The following is a 19,589-nucleotide window of genomic DNA, read 5'->3' as shown; positions in this document are numbered from 1 at the left end:
ATTCAAATTTAAATTATGTGATTAAAGATAGCATCGGCTATGTTATCATTAATCGCGAACCCCAGCTGAATGCGTTGAATCAGGAAACCCTTGACGAATTGCAAGATATCTTCATGCATTTCAATGCCGATGACCACGTAAGAGGTATTATCCTGACAGGCGCTGGGCTTAAAGCATTCGCTGCAGGGGCAGACATTAAGGAATTTATGGATTTATCTGTAATTCAAGCACGGTGGCTCAGTGAACGAGGACATATTATTTTTTCGGACCTTATTGAAGGTTCTCCGAAGCCAGTTATTGCTGCAATAAATGGGTATGCTTTAGGCGGAGGGCTGGAGATGGCTTTAGCCTGCCATATTCGTATAGCGTCTGACAATGCAAAAATGGGACTGCCGGAGGTTTCTTTGGGACTGATTCCGGGTTATGGTGGTACGCAGCGTTTACCCAAGTTGATCGGAAAAGGACAGGCTATGCAAATGATTTTAACGGGTGATATGATTGACGCGCAGCGAGCCTATGAACTAGGATTGGTCAATGAGGTGATCGCACAGGATAAACTAATTGCCCGTGCGGAGGAAATACTCCATAAGATATTTACGCGCTCTCGCGTTGCAGTGGCAAATGCTATTACTGCTATTAACGCTGCTGAAGATAAACAACAAAACGGGAGTAAGGTGGAAATGGATGCTTTCGGACATCTGTTCGGAACAGAAGATTTCAAAGAAGGTGTTTCCGCATTTTTAGCGAAAAGGACACCCAATTTTGAATAATGCCGCTGTAATTCGTGAAACGCCATACGCCGTGTATTGTCAGGTTTGAGTATCGATGAAGAGGTAAAATAAGACCAAGAAAGGAGGTTCGGATTGAGCGCCAATCGTTTTGCGGCATTGGTTAAGATGGCTCATGAATCTGAATCAGAAAGCTTTAACCGACATTATTTTTGATATTTTTTGCGATATTCCTGTGGCGACATTTTCATTTCCCGTGTAAACGCTTTTGAAAAATGAAAGGGGTCATAAAAATGGAGTTTGAATGCGATTTCTTTAATCTTAAGTAGGGTAAATTGCAGATAGGAGCAAGCCCTTTGCATACGGAGTTGATTGTAATACACCATGGGTGGGTAAGATGTTTTCTGCTTGAACAAGTTAATAAGATGTGACTTGGAATAGTTGAAATGTGCTGAAATATCATCCAAGTTGATATTGTTTTCCAGATTGTCTTTCATAAATATAATGATGTCCTGTATGATATTATCTACTTGAATTCGGTTACCTTCTCTAAAATGAGCCTGATATTGAATGGACGCTAAAAAATATTGAAAGCAAAAACTCGTATACTCCAAATTTTCTGGACTATACCCCATTTCCAGGTTTTTGTAGATGCTCTCGAAGAGCTGGATGCGGTTGGCATGTTTGTTTGAATCCGCGTCATCTATATGAATCACTTCGCCCATGATATGTTGAAAAAGAACTGCATCTGTGCCGTCGAAATGAATCCAATAGATGCTCCAGGGGTCATTTGATTTTGCGCCATAGCAATGAGCGCTATCTCTCGGGATAATGTATATATCGTTTCTTTTAAGGTTGTGCGTTGTTTTATCCTGTTTTATCCAACCGCTTCCTTCTTCGCAATAAATCAGAATATATTCCTTACATCCTTCTTGACGATCACGGTAGTGTTTTTTAGCATTGGGATAATAGCCGATATGTGTGATGTGTAATTTTGATGTGATGTTGTTGCTTGTCAGGTAATTGCATACGGCATAGGGAAGGACAATCGCCTTTTCTCCTTTGAATCCTTCAGCGATGACATCTTGGTTTTGTTTCATAAATCGGGCTTATTTTTGGTTATTCGTATAAAAATAGTAATATTTTACATGTTTATCGTGTTCACTTACATGATTCTCCCCAAGTATTCCATTAATTTTACCTAAGTAAATCTAAATATGTAAACTCTTATGCAAAAGACTGCGACGACCTATCTGCTATTGATCACTTTTGTGGCTGCTATCGGTGGATTTCTATTTGGGTATGATTGGGTAGTTATTGGTGGTGCAAAGCCATTTTACGAGGCTTATTTTCATTTGGAGTCCGATCCTGCATTGCAGGGCTGGGCCATGTCTTCGGCGATTGTGGGAAGCTTCGTTGGTGTACTACTCTCGGGGGGATTGGCCGATCGCTATGGCAGAAAACCGCTGATTTATACTGCTGCAATTTTATTTATAATGTCTGCAGTGGGAACCGGTATGGCGTCCGAACTGGACACTTTTATTATCTATCGGATTTTGGGCGGGATAGGTATTGGTGTAGCCTCCAATTTGGCACCGATGTATATTGCTGAGATCGCCCCCGCAGAAAGTCGAGGGAAATTTGTATCGATCAATCAGTTGACCATTGTACTGGGCATCCTTGCAGCACAAGTGGTCAATTGGCTCATTGCAAAGCCGGTTTTAGGCGGAGAATCTATGCTAGAAACCTGGAATGCGCAAGAGGGGTGGAGATGGATGTTTTGGGCAGGAGCGATCCCGGCGGTTATTTTTTTATTGCTACTTTTCCTGATTCCTGAAAGTCCGCGCTGGTTATATACAAAAGGGAAGCACGAACAGGCAAAACGTGTGTTTTTACGCATGGGTGGAGAGGAGTATGCAGCAGAAAATATACGTTCTATTGCCGAGGCGGCTGAACTAAGTCAGGCTAAATCCCGAAAGAGAAATTTATTTCAGGGGAAGCTGCTACGGTTGTTGTTGCTAGGAAGCTTTATTGCGGTTTTTCAGCAATGGTGTGGGATTAATGTTATTTTTAATTATGCCCAGGAAATCTTTACAGCTGCTGGATATACGGTTTCGGGGATGCTTTTCAATATTATTATCACTGGCGTGATCAATGTCATTTTTACATTCATTGGCATGTATCTGGTTGATCGAATTGGTCGTCGCGCATTGATGCTTTTCGGATCAGCAGGCCTTTTTGTGATTTATATTGCCTTAGGAGCATGTTATTATTTCAATTGCAGGGGCATTTTTGTGCTTCTCCTTGTACTGGCCGGAATTGCGGTATATGCGATGACCTTGGCTCCTGTAACTTGGGTAATTATCGCCGAAATATTCCCTACCGCTGTAAGGGCGCAGGCCATGGCGATTGCAACATCGTTATTATGGATTGCATGTTTTGTGCTCACCTATACGTTTCCTTTACTGAATCAAAACCTGGGAGCAGCTGGTACATTCTGGCTGTATGGTGGAGTCTGTTTTATCGGTTGTCTGTTTCTATGGAGCCGATTGAAAGAGACCAAAGGAAAAAGCTTAGAAGAAATTGAACAGGAACTGGAAGGATAATTGGCACCCGGATAATCAACTGAATCAACTCGACCTATATAAACCTATTAGCGTATTAAGAAAATGACAGAATTGACTCGTTACCTCATAAAATCAACAGTGGATCAAAAAGGGATCGTAAAAGCATGGGAGGAGCAAGTTGCTATTCCAACATACGAGATTGGAACGATGGAGAAGAATCCCATATTTGCAGAAAAACGCGTATATCAAGGTAGCTCAGGGGAGTATATCCCTATCCAATCATAGAGAAAATTAGCGATCAGAAGCGAAACAAGATCTATCAGGCGCTATTTCTTGAAAATGAATATATCAAGGTGATGATTCTTCCAGCCTTAGGTGGGCGGGTTCATATGGCTTATGATAAAGTCAGAGAACGGCATTTTGTATACTATAACGAAGTGATCAAGCCGGCTCTGGTAGGGCTTACTGGCCCTTGGATTTCGGGAGGGATTGAATTTAATTGGCCACAGCATCATCGACCGACTACTTTTATGCCAACAGAGCATTTAATCGAACACAATAGCGACGGAAGCATTACGGTTTGGTGCAACGAAATCGAACGTATGTTTCGGATGAAGGCCATGCAGGGATTTACTTTGCATCCCGATAAAGCATATCTAGAAATTAAGGTTCAGGTATATAATCGGACAGCATTGCCACAAACCTTTCTGTGGTGGGCCAATCCGGCTGTTGTTGTGAATGATGACTATTTTTCCGTCTTCCCTCCCGATGTCAATGCCGTTTTTGATCATGGAAAGCGAGAGGTTTCCTCTTTTCCGATTGCTACGGGGACCTACTACAAGTACGACTACTCAGCTGGTGTTGATATAGCACAATACAAGAATATTCCTGTTCCGACATCCTATATGGCCATTCAATCGAAATACAATTTCGTTGGCGGCTATGAGGCCGGTGAGACCAATGCGGGGATGTTGCATGTGGCCGATCATCACATTTCACCCGGGAAAAAACAGTGGACCTGGGGAAATGGTGATTTTGGTGTCGCCTGGGATAGAAATTTGACCGATGAAAATGGACCGTACATTGAATTGATGGCCGGTGTATATACCGATAATCAGCCTGATTTTGCTTGGTTACAACCTTATGAAGTGAAATCCTGGTCTCAGTATTTTATGCCTTACGCAGAAGTCGGACAGGTGAAAAATGCAACAAAAGGTGTGGTGCTCAATATGGAGGTTAGGGAGCAGACCGCTCGCATTGTCTTATATACAACGGGGACGTATGAAGGTATACGTATTTTGTTACGCAATACGGCAGGTAAAATCTATTTGGACGAACAAACGGACTGTTCTCCTCGGAATATTTATACCCAAAGTGTTGCTGGATTGGACAGTGATCCAACCGAACTCCTATTGACTGTGTACGATAAAAATAACCATGAAATATTGTTCTACCAGCAAGAGGAGGCAAAGGATGCTAAAGACATACCCAAACCAGCACAGGCAGCATTGCTACCCGAAGATATTCGTTCTATCGAAGAATTGTTTTTGACGGGACAGCATTTGGAACAGTACCGACATGCAACTTATAATCCATTGGATTATTATAAGGAAGCGCTGCGACGTGAACCGAACGATATCCGATGTAATAATGCAATGGGTGTTTTCTTGTTGCGAAGCGGTAAGATAAAGGAGTCTATTCCTTATTTTGAGACCGCTATCGCACGCGCTACGGAGCGTAATCCCAATCCTTATGATGGAGAACCTTATTACAACCTAGGTGTAGCTCTGCAACTATCTGGGGATTTGAATGGAGCTTATTCAGCTTTCTACAAAGCAACATGGAATGCAGCCTGGAAGGACTCTGGCTATTTTGGTTTGGCACAAATTGATGCAAAGAGAGGCGATTGGAAAGCTGCTTTGGAAAAAATAGATCACTCATTGAGCCGAAACTGGTATCACCACAAAGGACGACAGCTGAAGGCCTCTATTTTAAGAAAACTTGGGGTAAAAGATGCCGCTTTAGCATTTATTCAGGAATCAATGGAATTGGATCCCTTTAATATGGGCTGTCGATTCGAATGGTACCTGTTAAATAAAGAAGAATCCATTTTTTCTCCTATTCTCGATTTAGCGCGTGTAAATATTCATAGTGTGATTGAGTACGCATTGGATTTTGCGCATGCCGGTCTGTATGAAGAAGCATCGTTACTGCTGGAAAAAACCATTGAAGACGTAAGCTTAGTATACCCTATGGTATATTATACACTAGGTTATTTTGCGACCCAGTTAGGCTTGCGCGACAGGGCAAAGAGTTACTGTGATCAGGCCATGACTATGGATCCTACCTATTGTTTTCCAAATCGTTTGGAAGAGATTGCAATTCTCCGACATGCCATCGGTTTAAATAGTGCTGACGCAAAAGCCTCGTATTATTTGGGCAATCTTTGGTATGGAAAAAGACAGCATCAGGATGCGGCAGACTGTTGGGAGCATGCGATCCAATTGGATGGAGAGTTTCCTACCGTTTTTCGCAATTTGGCTTTAGCTTATTATAATCGGATAGGTAAGAAGAAGGAAGCCGTGACTTTATTGGAGCAGGCATTTTCATTGGATGAAACTGATGCACGTTTACTCATGGAGCTTCATCAGCTTTACAAAAAGGAGGGCCGTCCTTACAAAGAGAGGTTGGCGTTACTCGATCGATATCCAAATTTGGTGACGCTTAGAGATGATCTATTCTTGGAGCGGATCACCCTGTTTAATCTGTTGGGCGAATACGAGCGCGCGAAAACGTTGCTTGCTTCCCGGCAGTTTAAGCCCTGGGAAGGAGGAGAAGGTAAGGTCTCTCGTCAATACACGATATGTCAGCTGGAATTGGCCAAAAAATCGATATTGCAAAATGAACCGCAGCAGGCGCTTTCCTTGCTAGAGGCAATTGATTATTATCCACATAATCTTGGTGAAGGTAAGCTGATTACCATGGAGCAAAACGACATTCACTATTATAAAGGGCTTGTCTATCGTTTATTGGGTCGGGAAGAAGAAGCTAAGGTTTATTTCTATAAAGCAACAGAAGGTGCTGATGAACCCCAGCAAGCCCTTTTCTATAATGATCCACAACCAGATAAGATATTCTATCAAGGTTTAGCCTGGCATGAGCTTGGTGATCCAGGGCGAGCTGAGCAACGTTTTCAATGTTTAATAGATCATGGAAAGTTATTTATTGACAAGCCCTTTAAAATAGATTATTTTGCAGTTTCCTTACCTGATATGGATATTTGGGAGGAAAATCTGGATGATAAGAATAAAATACATTGTCTGTATGTCATGGGATTGGGGTATTTGGGGAATGGGGATCGTGCTCTAGCAATGGATTATTTTGCACAAGTTCGGCAGTTGGATCCCAATCACCAGGGGAGCCAGGCTATCATGCATTCTTTCTTAGGTGAAACTTCTTTAAAGAATTAATTTCGTATGTATCGCTATATCATAGTATTCGTCATTCTATTTCAAAGTTACATGGTCTCGGCAGATGGACTAAATCGGCTTGACCTTGCAGGTGAGTGGAAAGTTCGGCTTGATCCCGAAGATGTCGGTATCGAGCAGGGCTGGGCTGGTAAATCGTTCGAAACATCGATCAAATTACCAGGAACAATAGATGATGCGGGTTTAGGAACCTTAAATACGTTGACACCTGCTCTTGCCAAACCTCAGCTTTCGCATTTAACGCGAGCACATCGTTATGTTAGGGCAGCATGGTATACGCGGGAACTTTCAATTCCGGCAAGTTGGGCTGGTAAGGAGATGATCTTAACCCTCGAGCGTGTTCTTTGGGAGTCCATGGTTTGGATCGACGGGGTAGCAGTGGTACAAAAGCAACGTAGCCTTGTCAGTCCGCATGAGTTTGACCTAAGCTCACTTCTGAAAACTGGGAAGAAACATCGGTTGACAATCCGCGTAGATAACAGAAAGAAGCTTCCAATCAGCGTTGATGATATGGCGCATGCTTATACCGATCACACCCAAATTATCTGGAATGGTATTCTTGGAAAGATTGCTATTCAGGCCTATGATGCGGTGCGTCTGAAGTCGGTGTACGCTAGCCCTAAACTAGCGAAGAAGGAAATCAATCTGCAGATCAATCTCCGTAATAAACTAGCAAAAGGCATTGTCGGTAAACTGAAAATAGCGGTAAAAGACAATAGGGGTTCCCTACCACCGGTTGAAAAAACTATTCAGCTCTCGCCAGGGGATTCAACGATCAACCTAAGCTACCTTCTTGGGGATAGACTGAAACTTTGGAGCGAATTTTCGCCGCATTTGTATGACATCGGTCTGGAATTGGAAGCTGCAGATGCCGTATCAACGTTGTGTACCTCAATAGGTATGCGTGAGCTTTCTACTGATGGGACAATCCTAAAAGTCAATGGTGAGCCTTTATTTTTGAGAGGAACATTGGAATGCAGTATTTTCCCGTTAACGGGACATCCGCCAATGGATAAGGCCGGTTGGCGGAAAGTCTTTCTGACAGCGCGCGAATGGGGACTAAATCATCTCCGGTTTCATTCATGGTGTCCTCCGGAGGCGGCCTTTGCTGTTGCCGACGAATTGGGATTCTATCTTCAAATTGAGTTGCCAATCTGGGAGAATAATATTGGTAAAGATGAAGGAGTGATGAGTTTTCTCTATGAAGAGGCCGATCGAATAATGCAGACTTACGGAAATCATCCGTCCTTTTGTTTTTGGAGTATGGGTAATGAGTTGAGTGGTGATTTCAATGCGCTGAATACTTTGGTAAAACACCTAAAGCAGAAAGACAGACGGCATCTTTATACGGCAACTTCTTTTACATTCCAGCAAGGGCATGGTGTGAAGGAAGAACCTTATGATGATTATCTGATTACCCAGTGGACAGCTAAGGGCTGGGTACGGGGACAAGGTGTATTTAATAGCGAAGCACCCACATTCAATAAAAATTACAGCAATTCTTTGGAAGGAATTTCGATTCCGGTCGTGACGCATGAAATTGGACAATATGCTGTCTATCCAAATCTCGCCGAAATCAAAAAATATAAAGGTGTTTTAAAACCGCTAAACTTCATTTCTGTAGCAGAAGATCTGAAACAAAAGGGATTATTACATAAGGCCAAAGCATATACGATGTCTTCAGGAAAATTGGCTGCTATTCTATATAAGGAGGAGATGGAAAGAGCGTTGAAGACACCTGGTATCAGCGGGTATCAGCTCCTTGATCTTCACGATTTCCCTGGTGAGGGAACGGCGCTGGTAGGCTTATTAGATGCTTTTTGGGACAGTAAAGATATACTTCCTGCGGCAGAATTTCGACAATTTAGCGCTCCAGTAGTGCCTTTGCTCCAGTTTGCGAAAGCTGTATATACCAACAATGAAACGTTCGAAGCTTCTATCGATGTGAGTAATTACGGCCAAGAGGTTTTGAAGAATCAGGGGATTAGCTGGTTCCTGAAGGATGGGGGGAAAATAATCGAACAAGGACATTTCCAGTCGACCATTGGAAAGAGACATCAAGGGCATGTGGGGCATTTAGAAGTGCCATTACAAGCAATTGGACAGGCGAAGAAATTGACGATTCAACTTAAACTGGAAGGTACATCCTATGAAAATCATTGGAATATTTGGGTATACCCTCAACAGCTCGCTGTTGATTTTGGGGACGTGAGTTATACGCGCGATCTGGCGGAAGCGATGCGCTTGCTGAAAGATGGGAAAAAGGTGCTTTTAAATCCCGATTGGAAGAAAATAAACGGTATTGAAGGGAAGTTCGTTCCTGTTTTTTGGAGCCCCGTACATTTTCCAAAACAGGCCGGTACCATGGGATTGCTTTGTGACCCTAAACACCCTGTATTTGCCGATTTCCCAACAGATAATCACACAGACTGGCAATGGTGGGATCTCCAAATTAAATCGACTACGCTAATTACGGATGAGATCAAAGGCGGAAATGCAATTGTAGAGCTCATTGACAACTTTGCTAATAATAGGAGATTAGCATCTCTTTTTGAAGGGACAGTCGGAGCGGGCAAACTGATGATTGCTTCGTTTGATCTGGAGGCAGATCTAGCCAACAGACCCGTTGCAAGACAGCTGTTGGGCTCTATCTTAACGTATATGAACAGTACAAAGTTTAGGCCTAAAGTGATCGAAAATCCAGCTATACTATCGCAGGTATTACGCTACAAAGAAGCACAGGAAAAATCCGAACCTAAAGCGATCTATTAACGATAAGATCGCTTTGGAAAAATTTAATATGCTTGATTAATATGTAGAAATAATTGTTAACTTGGCCTTGTAATCTAATTGTTACCTGAAAAGCACAATGACCAATAAACTGAAGATTGGGAGCTTTAGTTATGAGAAAAGAAAATGATGAAGCCAATTTGATCCAAGCGCTCTCTATAGGGAAGCAGGCTGTTTTACCAAAACTTTACGAACGATATGCAGACCGCATTTTCGATGTATCTTTTCACTTGCTTAAAGATACAGGTTGGAGCGAGGATGTTGTGCAGGAAGTTTTCGTGAAACTGTGGACCAATAGAGAAACTATAAAACAGGATGTGGATCTCTGGCCGTTCCTCTATGTATTGACTAAAAGAGAGTGTCTCAATAAACTAAGAAGCATCAAACGTTCTCATTCGGCCTTTGAGCTTCTATATTACCATATTGAACATCATTCGGATAGGGCCGATGGTTTAATAGAACGAAAGGAACTTGCCGATGAAATAGAAAATTACCTTGCTCAACTTCCTGAACAACAAAAACTTGTTTTTACATTAAGCCGAATTGAAGGAATACCCCACAATCAAATCGCAGCGGAACTCAATCTTTCTAAGAACACAGTAAAAAACCATCTTGCGAGAGCATCGAAACATTTAAAACAAGTCCGTTCTGGACGAAATCGGCTATTATCCTTATTTTTCTATTTTTTTTGAAAAGGATTTCATGGATTGATGGAATCCTCCCAACTGCTTATCGATATGCTAAACAGTTGGACTGAAGTTCCATTGGAAATTTTATACCTATAACAATTTCATAAGGATCTAAAAAAAAATAAAAAAAATATCTCTTCCTGTAGTCCTTTTCTGTTTTTGCGGTGTACTGAAATAAATACTTAGAAAGTACGAACCAATTTGACCATGCAAGAAGAAAGACTACGCTATTTGCTAACCCATTATTTTAGGAATACAATCTCTCGTTCGGAATTGAAAGAGATGCTCGATCAATTAGATCAGCTGGAAGAAGCTGAGTTCTCCGATCTTTTTGAACGTATGGGCGAAAGAGTTCCTGAACGCTCGGAGCTATTTAACAGGGATCAGGTTTTAAATCAGATCTCAAGTCGAATAGGCGGACATCATAAAGAGATAGGAGATGGAAGAAAATCAAAGCTGCGCTACATCAAATGGGGGGGGATTGCTGCCGCAATTGTTGTCTTTTGTTTTTCAATTCTGTTTCTGGTCCAACAAAGCGCGAAGGAAGGAACTTCTCAACAAGCCGTCTCACCAAGGGAAATCGCCTTGCCAGAAAACGGTGCGCCTATACTTAAACTTTCCAATGGTGACCAATATTCAATTTCAGAAGATCATCCTGAAACCTTGGATAAAAACGGTCTGAGCATCATTAAAGCAACAGATGGTACAGTGGTATATCAAGTTAAAAATAATGTCGAGGGCAAATCTGAGATGAGAACTTTCCTGAGTCCAAAAGGTAGCGCATTGACCGTGAAGTTGGTTGATGGCACACAGGTTCAACTAAACTCGGGCGCGAGCTTGACCTATCCAACACATTTTGATGAACATACCCGAACGGTATTCTTGGATGGTGAAGCTTATTTTGATGTCACTCATGACAGTAGAAAACCATTTATTGTTCAGACGAAACAAACCCAGGTCAAAGTGTTGGGAACACAATTCAATATTGCCTCTGATCTCAGCAAAACTAAAATCCTGACCACTTTAATCAAAGGTAAGGTTGCTGTAAGTGCGGGGCATAATCAGCAGATTTTAAGCCCTGGAATGCAAGCACAAACCAATCTGCATACGAAACAAATTTCCGTACAGGAAGCCGACCTAAAAGAGGTTCTCGCTTGGCGGGATGGCCTCTTCCGCTTTACAGAAGATAATATCGAGACTGTCTTGCAAAAAGTGGGCGAATGGTATGATATCAAAGAAGTGAAGGTGAATTCATCGTCCACCGATAAATTTACGGGGATGATAAAGCGGACCAAAAAGCTCTCGGATTTAATCCGGCAGCTGGAAAAAATATCCAATTATAAATTTAAAATTCAGGATGGGAGGGTCCTTGTTATGTAACAATGAGACTTTGAGCTAAAAGTAATCGGAAGTGCTCGCAACACTCCCGATCGTAGTTTAGCAATTAAATAAACCTAATTGAGTTATAAACCATTTAACACCAAACCTATACAAATGTATAAAAGGAATAGCAAAAGTTGCTTTTTTACACAAAAATTCTTTGTAAAAGCATTTATCAGGATGAAAGTATGCATACTAATCCTCATCATCTCCATGGTGCATGTTCATGCATCTAGCTTTGGTCAACAAGTGACATTGGATATAAAAAATGGACGTTTGGTGGACGTCCTGGATGAGATTCAAAAACAAACGGGGTACGAGTTTTTGTACAATAACAGTTTGATTAATAAACAGAAAAGAGTGACTATTAAAGCAAATCACAAAAACTTTAAAGAGGTCCTAAAAGAGTTTCTGTCGGAAAGAAACCTGACTTACGAATTGAATCTGAACACGGTATTGATTATGGCCAAAGTGGGTTCTCCGCAAGTTGCTTCCAGCACCGCGGTGTTCTTGCAGCGGCGTAGAATAACAGGAGTTGTGTCTGATACGAAGGGAGCGCCATTGGAAAGTGTCACGGTTTCGGTTAAGGGGACAACTATTGGAACGAAGACCGATGCGCAGGGGCAATTTGCCTTGGAAATTGAAGATCAGCATAAGGTGCTGCAGTTTTCGCTCGTAGGATTTCAGTCGTTTGAGCGGAATATTAGTGCGTCAAATCAGCTGAAGATCACTTTGGAGCCTGCGGTAAGCGATCTGGAGGAAGCTGTAGTTGTTGCTTATGGAAAGCAACGTAAAATTAGCGTAGTGGGTGCAATTAGTAGCGTTTCCCCGCAACAATTAAAAACTCCCGTTGCTAAGATCAGCAGCGCATTGGCGGGACAGATGGCGGGCGTTGTTACGGTTCAAGGTTCGGGAGAGCCCGGCTCTGCAACGTCATTTTGGATACGTGGGGTGAGCAGTTTTGCGGGGGGGACCGGTCCACTGGTATTGGTGGATGGGATCGAACGTCCCATGGACCTCGTAGACCCCGAGGATGTCGAGTCATTCTCTGTCTTGAAAGATGCAACTGCCACAGCCGTGTATGGCGTAAGGGGAGCAAATGGTATTGTGATCATTACAACAAAAAGGGGAAAGAAAAGTGTTAAACCGAGTATCAATGCACGTGTTGAGCGCGGTATGTTGGAACCTGTTGTCCTACCGAAATTGGCAAATGCTGCTCAATGGTTAGATTATTATAACGATATCAATTTTGAAGCTTCTGGAAAAGCCCCATTGACACAAGAAGAGATAAATAAATATGTGAATAAAGTAGATCCAGATGTCTATCCAAATGTGGATTGGATGCAAGAGATCTTTAAAAAGAGAACATCAAATGAACGTTTGAATGTAAATGTGACTGGAGGAGGAGATTTTATTAAATATTACGTTTCGGGTTCTTATATGAAAGAGAATGGGATCTTTCAGCCTCGAAAAACATCGAATTATGATCCATCTGTGAATTTCGACCGGATTAATTTTAGATCGAATGTTGATATTAGACTGTCTCGATCGACTGAAGTAAACCTAAACCTCTCCAATCAATACGAAACAAAAAACCGATTAGGTGTAAATTTAGGTGATATGTATGATATTGTGCTCCACACCACACCAGTGGCAACACCTACCCAGTTTTCAAATGGCGCCTATGCACAGCCACAAGGAGGACAAAATCCCTATTATTCGCTCAATACTACTGGATTCTCGAAGGATTTCTGGAATAATGCGCAGTCGTTGATTGGTATCACTCAAGATTTTTCGGAGTTGATAACTCCCGGTTTAAAAGCGAATGTTAAATTTTCCTGGGATGCAAAGAACTCTTCGACATTAGACAAAAGAAAGGCACCAACCACCTATTATGTTGACAAAACAAAACCGCGGGACAGCGAAGGGAATCTTATTTTAAAAGATAACGGTAATGGCAGCGATTATCTTGCTTTAGCCGACTATCATTCGGGAGAGCGTGCGACTAATTTTGAAAGTTCCCTGATGTATGACCAGTTGTTTGGAAACAAGCATCGCGTCGGAGGACTATTTTTATTCTCCATGCGCGAGCGGACAAATAACTTTCCAGAACGGGATTATATCGCAGCATTCCCCTATCGTAATACGGGGATTGCTTCACGTTTGACCTATTCCTACCAGGACCGCTATTTTATCGAAGGTAACTTTGGCTACAATGGATCTGAGAACTTTGCGCCAAAGAAACGTTTTGGTTTCTTTCCTTCCCTGGCTATGGGCTATGTTATTAGTAATGAAGCGTTCTTTAAGTCGCTATTGCCTGTCGTTAACTTTCTGAAAATTCGGGGATCAATTGGTCGGATTGGTAGCGATAAAATCGGTGGTTCACGTCGATTTGCTTACAATTCAGAAATGAAGCTCGATGGTGGCTATTCTTTCGGCATTGGTGGCAAAAATTATCTTCAGGGTATAGCAACCGGTTATCCAGGGAATCCACTGGTTGCCTGGGAAAGTGCATTAAAGCGTAATATCGGGCTTGAGTTAAGCATTTTCAACAAATTGACCATACAGGCCGATTATTTTGCGGAGAAACGTGATGGAATTTACATTCTTCAGGAAAGTGTGCCTTCCATCGTGGGAATTAATGTAAAACCCTATGTTAATATTGGACAGATGCAAAATAAAGGGGCCGAAGGATCCTTGGAATTTAATCATCGCCAGGGAGAAGTCGGCATACAGGTCCGGGGTAATCTAACTTACAATCGAAATAAAAAATTATTTGATGACAAGCCGATTCCAAGATGGGCATATCAGTCTGAAATAGGACAACGCTGGGGACAACAGCGCGGATTAATTGCTTTGGGGCTGTTTGAGTCAGAAGAGGAAATCGCGCATAGCCCGATTCAACGCTATGGCGATGTGATACGTCCCGGTGATGTAAAATATCGGGACATCAATGGAGACGGCGAAATTACAGAAGAAGACAAAGTAGCGATAGGTGATACAGATATGCCGCAATGGAATTATGGATTTGGCGCCAGTGTATCTTGGAAAGGATTTGATCTATCGGCTTTTTTCCATGGCGTTGGACAAATATCCCGGATTATAGCGGGAGGACCTCTATATGGTCAGACTGGCAACATCTGGGGCTATGGACAGATCTATTCGGATGTCGCTGATCACCGCTGGAGTGCAGACAACCCTAATCCAAATGCAACTTATCCACGGCTCTCATTTAATATTGCCAATAACTCTCAGGCTTCCACTTTATGGCAACGCGATATGAGCTTTATCCGTTTGAAGAATCTAGAATTGGGCTATACGTTGCCAAAGCAGCTCACGGAAAAATGGAAAATGTCAATCGTGCGTATTTATGCACAAGGCGTAAATGTGTTCACATTCAGTAAGTTCAAGTTGTGGGATCCTGAACTGGAAACAGTTTCAGGAAGCAGCTATCCCCAAATGCGTGTATTTAATGTTGGTTTAAGTGTAACACTTTAATCTGAAAGATAATAATGAAAAAGTATATATACTCGATTTCCTGCCTATTACTGGTATTTTCCCTCGGGGCATGTAGCAAATATCTCGACGTGGATCTAGAAAATCAAATGACTTTAGAAGAGGTTTTTAATAAACGGAAAACCACGGAACAGTATCTGGCTCAGGTGTATGGCTATTTGCCTATAGAACATGATATGTTCAATGGTGAAGGCGGAAATGTTCCGCTGAGTGATGAAGCCTTATTTTCATGGGTAGCCTGGGTTCCATGGCTTAACTTTGCGAATGGGGCATGGGGCGTGACAACCCAGGATTATACAACTTGGGAACAGAATTATAAAGGGATTAATCAGGCAACCATTTTCATTGAAAATATTGATAGAAATGTGGAATTGAGTGCTGCTACTAAAGATATTATGAAAGCCGAAGCCCGTTTTTTAAGAGCCTATTTTTATTATCTGCTTTTAAAAAGATATGGACCTATATTTGTATGGGGCGATCGTGCTCCCGATAGTAAAATTGATCCAACAACAGTAGATCGTATGTCTTTGCAGACAAATGTGGATTTCATAGTTTCTGAATTTGATAAAGCAAGTGCCGTATTGCCACAGGAAATAACTGATCAAGCCTGGTATGGTCGATTGACAAAAGGGGCTGTGATGGCCGCAAAATCTGAATTACTGCTGTATATGGCTAGGCCGCTATTTAACGGAGCGAAACTTTATATAGGGATAAGGAATAAAAGCGGTGAATTCTTATTTCCACAAACCGCAGATCCCAATAAATGGGAGCTTGCGGCCAAATCTGCCAAAGCGTTGATTGACCTGAATGTGTATGCACTTTACCAAGATAACAAAGAGACGAACTCTTTTCGACGTGCAATTAAATCCTACATGGGTATTTATTTTGATAAGTGGAATTCGGAAATTATTTGGGGAAGATGGTCTGATGACGGCTTCAATTATAACGTCCGTACAGCTCCACCGCGAGTTGTGACGATGGGCTGGGGCGGTTATGCACCTTCGCTAAAACTGGTCGACAGCTATCCGATGGCAAGTTCAGGACGCTACCCGATTACAGGTTACAGTAGTAATGGACAGCCTATAATTGATGAAAAATCAGGATACCAAGAAACGGGATTTACAGATAACTATGTACATCCGTTAGACAATTTTGCCTCCTTTAAGGCGCACAACAGTTGTGTCGGAAGGGATGCACGTTTCTACGCATCCATTTTGGCAAATGGAATGTATTGGACCAATCCAAAACCTCAACCCAGACAGGTGACATTCTTTGACGGCGGAACATCTTCGTATACGAAAACAGGGGACTGCGTAAAGTCAGGTTACTTGTGGCGGAGAATGAGTGATCCAACAAATGACATCGAAGCAGGTAACTGGGGGCAGTTTGCATGGCCATATTATCGTCTGGCTGAGATCTATCTAAACTACGCGGAGGCTTGCAATGAAAAACCTGCTCGTGATGAAGTGGAGGCGTTAAAATATATCAACCTGGTACGTAAACGGAGCGGCTTGAACGACTTGGAAGTTGCTTATCCAGAGGTTCGGGGAAATAAAGAACTCCTGCGGGTATTGCTGCGAAAAGAAAGAATGGTCGAATTGGCATTTGAAGGCCATCGTTACCCCGATCTGAGAACCTGGATGATTGCAGAGGAAGAAATGAATGAGCCCTATTATACCCGTAATGTTGCCGCAACTTCTTATGAATCCTCTTGGGAACGGACCAAAGATGTTTTTCCTGGAAAGCGAAGTTTTCAGGCCAAACATTATTTCTTCCCGATACAGCAAAAGCAACTGAGCGAGATGATCAACATTACACAGAACTATGGATGGTAGTACTTATTAAATAATACTGAAAACGATGAGAAATTATATATCCTATTGTGTTCTCCTGTTGACACTTTTTCCTGATGAATGGATGTCAAAAGGATGATCGAATGAACAACATGGTCGACGACACCATTTATTTCAGAGATTTCAAAGAGAATAAAATAACGGTATTTGACTGGGGAAAATTTGATTATAATGTAACTGTTGTTAAGGCTGGAATTGGACAACAGGGAGCAAAGATAAACTTCAAGATTGACGAAGCGTACCTAGCAGCCTATAACGCGCAGCAAGGGACAAATTATAAGCTGCTTCCTGCTGACTGCTATAAAATTGCAAATACAACACTAGCCTTTGAAAAAAAGGATTATCTGCAGGATATTGCAGTTGCTTTTGATACTGAGCGCATAAAAGTGCTGCAAGGAAAATATAAGGAATTATATGTGCTTCCGTGCCACATTGAAGCAGAGGGAGGGGTGTTACATGCGCTGAAACCTGAAATGGCAACGACATTGTTGATTCCTAATGTTAAAGACCCATTTTTGGAATTCACTTCACCGGGTCTGCAGCTTGATCAGATCAAACTGAGCCCCACAGGAGCTGAACAGGTCGTAGGAAAAGCGACATTGGTCACCAATTATCCCAATCAATGGAATCTTGACTATGAAATTGAAGTGGATCCCGTGATTTTGGACAATTACAACGGAACGGTATCAGACGATAAGAAGTTGAAATTACTACCAAAAGCGGCCTATCAGCTTTTACCCGCACCTTATAAAATTGCTGAAAAGGAGAATAAAACGAGTTTTTCATACACTATTCTGAAAAAAGGACTTATTGATGGAACAACCAATTTATTTGGGGAGTATGCGTTGCCTTTACGGATTAAGTCTGTTTCAAAAAATGGTATTAACCCCGATGCTTCGACAATATTGGTTCCAGTGTCCTTTCAACCGCCAGATATCCCCCGTAGTGGCTGGAAAGTAATTGCGGCTTCTTCCGAATGGATTGGCGGTGGTGAAAAGGAAAATATATTGGACGGGAATCCCGATACCTACTGGCATAATGTATGGATGGGAGGAGAACCCCCATTACCGCATTATGTCATAATAGATTTTGGAAAGGAATATAATGTGATGATGATTGAATTAACAAGAAGGTTATGGAATAATGACTTAAAAGTCGTTGAGTTCTCGACTAGTAATGACAATAAAACATATGTTCCAATAGGGAAGATTGATTTCGGAACAAACAGTCCCAAATCGACGTTGGCCGTGAATGTTCCGACGACAAAGGCCCGTTATTTAAAATGTACGGTAACAGCAAGTAATCGTCCGCCTTCATCTGCTATAGCAGAAGTATATGTCAAAGGATTATAAAATACATCCGAAATTAGCTATAATACAACATCAAGTATAGTCTAATATACAATTTGGTAGATCTGAAAGTCACTCCATTTTCCGGAGTGACTTTTTTGCTTGAAGTGCGACGGTGCTTAATTGCGTAAACCGGAAGTTTCTACTTCCCTTATGCTGGTTTGCTGTTTAGCGAAGCTGAGCTGACGTACTTCGCACAGGGGATGCGACTTGGAAATTTTGAAGAGAAAGGCCACTAGATTAGGCTGTATCCTTTTGAAGAGGATAACACTGGATATGTACTACGTTTTTCAGGATGCTAGGGAACAATAAACGGTATAGGCTTTAAATAAAAAAAGCGACTCTTTTGAAGTCGCTTTTTGTAGCCCGTAGGGGAATCGAACCCCTGTTTCAAGAATGAAAATCTTGCGTCCTAACCCCTAGACGAACGGGCCATATCGTTTTCGATGATGCAAATATAGAAGCTTTTTCAAAAAGCACAAAAAAAAAGTGCTGTCTGTGTGCTAATTCATTGAAATTGAGAAAAATTATTTTTTTAAAGGACCTATTCTACAGCGTAGGCGAGCATATATTCATTGAACTTCTCGTAATGTACGTCATATAGATGTGTATGTTGATCGCTGTGGAGTTCGAGTTTTAATATGCCCTGCACCTGGTAGTCGAATGGTTGTATGGTCATGTTATTCAAGAAGGAGACCCCTGCATTTCCCTGAAGTTTATAAATCGCTTCTTTAGCGCACCAGCAAGCATAAAGCTGCTCATATCGGTTCTCATCCTGTGCGATGAATGCAAGCTCCGCAGGTTTTAGAAACTTATGTTGGATACGCTCTACTTTTGTTTTGATGATTTCCATGTCGATACCCACCTCTCCTTTTGTACTGATCATAGCTGCGGCATAATCAAATGAGTGTGAAAGTGATATTTTTTGGGGGAAATTGGCGAGATAAGGCTTGCCATTTGCATCAGATGGACATTCTATATAACGGGATGTGTTTAATAAGGTGCGCAACAGCACACGGGTGGCAAGCCAATGTAACCGTCTTTTCCCTTTGTTGAAAGACCCTAATTTCGCTTTTTCACGTTCATCCAATTGAAGTTTCGACAGTAAATCGTCGTCCGATTCCTCAATTCGCCAAATTGCAAATTTGGTTTGGCTATCAATTTCACGTAGATACACTAGACTCATACCCAAATTTAAAAAACAAATCGCAGATTTTTGTTTTGAAAAA

At 41.9% G+C, this 19,589-nt stretch carries 12 protein-coding genes and 1 tRNA gene; 10 read left to right on the top strand and 3 right to left on the bottom strand.

The genetic code is table 11. The features are described from left to right. Positions 1–17: 17 nt before the first annotated feature. A complete protein-coding gene (locus B3297_RS15005; RefSeq protein WP_312129259.1) occupies positions 18–770 on the top strand; it encodes an enoyl-CoA hydratase/isomerase family protein in 753 nt (250 codons plus the stop codon). A gap of 164 nt (positions 771–934) precedes the next feature. Here the strand turns inward: B3297_RS15005 and B3297_RS15000 are convergent, their stop codons facing one another. Further along, the gene (locus B3297_RS15000; RefSeq protein ID WP_286779085.1) at positions 935–1,828 is read right to left on the bottom strand and encodes an AraC family transcriptional regulator; all 894 of its coding nucleotides are present in this window, start codon (positions 1,826–1,828) and stop codon (positions 935–937) included. A gap of 129 nt (positions 1,829–1,957) precedes the next feature. On the opposite strand from B3297_RS15000, the gene B3297_RS14995 reads away from it, so the two are divergent. The 9 genes from B3297_RS14995 (at position 1,958) to B3297_RS14955 (ending at position 18,363) form a co-directional block, all read left to right on the top strand. Next, positions 1,958–3,334, top strand: a complete 1,377-nt coding sequence (locus B3297_RS14995; RefSeq protein WP_112375099.1) for a sugar porter family MFS transporter — start codon at positions 1,958–1,960, stop codon at positions 3,332–3,334. A 63-nt stretch (positions 3,335–3,397) separates the two neighbouring features. Next, on the top strand, positions 3,398–3,580 hold the full coding sequence (locus B3297_RS14990) for a hypothetical protein (protein WP_286779084.1): 183 nt from the start codon (positions 3,398–3,400) through the stop codon (positions 3,578–3,580). Beyond that, positions 3,574–6,765 carry a tetratricopeptide repeat protein gene (locus B3297_RS14985; protein WP_313158242.1) on the top strand — a complete coding sequence of 1,064 codons (3,192 nt, stop codon included), beginning with the start codon at positions 3,574–3,576 and terminating at the stop codon, positions 6,763–6,765. The genes B3297_RS14990 and B3297_RS14985 overlap by 7 nt, the downstream gene beginning before the upstream one ends. Positions 6,766–6,771: 6 nt before the next feature. Beyond that, entirely contained in the window at positions 6,772–9,555 is a 2,784-nt protein-coding gene (locus B3297_RS14980; RefSeq protein WP_286779083.1) for a sugar-binding domain-containing protein, read from the top strand. A 131-nt stretch (positions 9,556–9,686) separates the two neighbouring features. After that, the gene (locus B3297_RS14975; RefSeq protein ID WP_112375096.1) at positions 9,687–10,265 is read left to right on the top strand and encodes an RNA polymerase sigma factor; all 579 of its coding nucleotides are present in this window, start codon (positions 9,687–9,689) and stop codon (positions 10,263–10,265) included. Positions 10,266–10,469: 204 nt separating this feature from the next. After that, positions 10,470–11,642, top strand: coding sequence for a FecR family protein (locus tag B3297_RS14970; protein ID WP_286779082.1), 1,173 nt, complete (start codon positions 10,470–10,472; stop codon positions 11,640–11,642). A gap of 180 nt (positions 11,643–11,822) precedes the next feature. After that, the gene (locus tag B3297_RS14965; protein ID WP_286779081.1) at positions 11,823–15,140 is read left to right on the top strand and encodes a TonB-dependent receptor; all 3,318 of its coding nucleotides are present in this window, start codon (positions 11,823–11,825) and stop codon (positions 15,138–15,140) included. Between the two features lie 14 nt (positions 15,141–15,154). Next, positions 15,155–16,993: a RagB/SusD family nutrient uptake outer membrane protein gene (locus B3297_RS14960; protein ID WP_286779080.1), complete on the top strand. Its 1,839-nt coding sequence runs from the start codon at positions 15,155–15,157 to the stop codon at positions 16,991–16,993. 101 nt (positions 16,994–17,094) lie between these two features. Next, positions 17,095–18,363, top strand: coding sequence for a BT_3987 domain-containing protein (locus B3297_RS14955; protein ID WP_286779079.1), 1,269 nt, complete (start codon positions 17,095–17,097; stop codon positions 18,361–18,363). Between the two features lie 359 nt (positions 18,364–18,722). Here the strand turns inward: B3297_RS14955 and B3297_RS14950 are convergent. Together B3297_RS14950 and B3297_RS14945 are read right to left on the bottom strand one after the other, a co-directional pair. Then, positions 18,723–18,794: transfer RNA gene (locus B3297_RS14950), tRNA-Glu, on the bottom strand. A 110-nt stretch (positions 18,795–18,904) separates the two neighbouring features. Then, positions 18,905–19,546, bottom strand: a complete 642-nt coding sequence (locus B3297_RS14945; RefSeq protein ID WP_112375444.1) for a 4'-phosphopantetheinyl transferase family protein — start codon at positions 19,544–19,546, stop codon at positions 18,905–18,907. Positions 19,547–19,589 lie beyond the last annotated feature (43 nt).

It is taken from the genome of Sphingobacterium sp. UBA3519 (assembly GCF_002377215.1).
Taxonomy (GTDB): Bacteria; Bacteroidota; Bacteroidia; order Sphingobacteriales; family Sphingobacteriaceae; genus Sphingobacterium; species Sphingobacterium multivorum.
The sequence above is the reverse complement of the archived record's forward strand: the minus strand, read 5'-3'. Positions and strand labels throughout refer to the sequence as shown.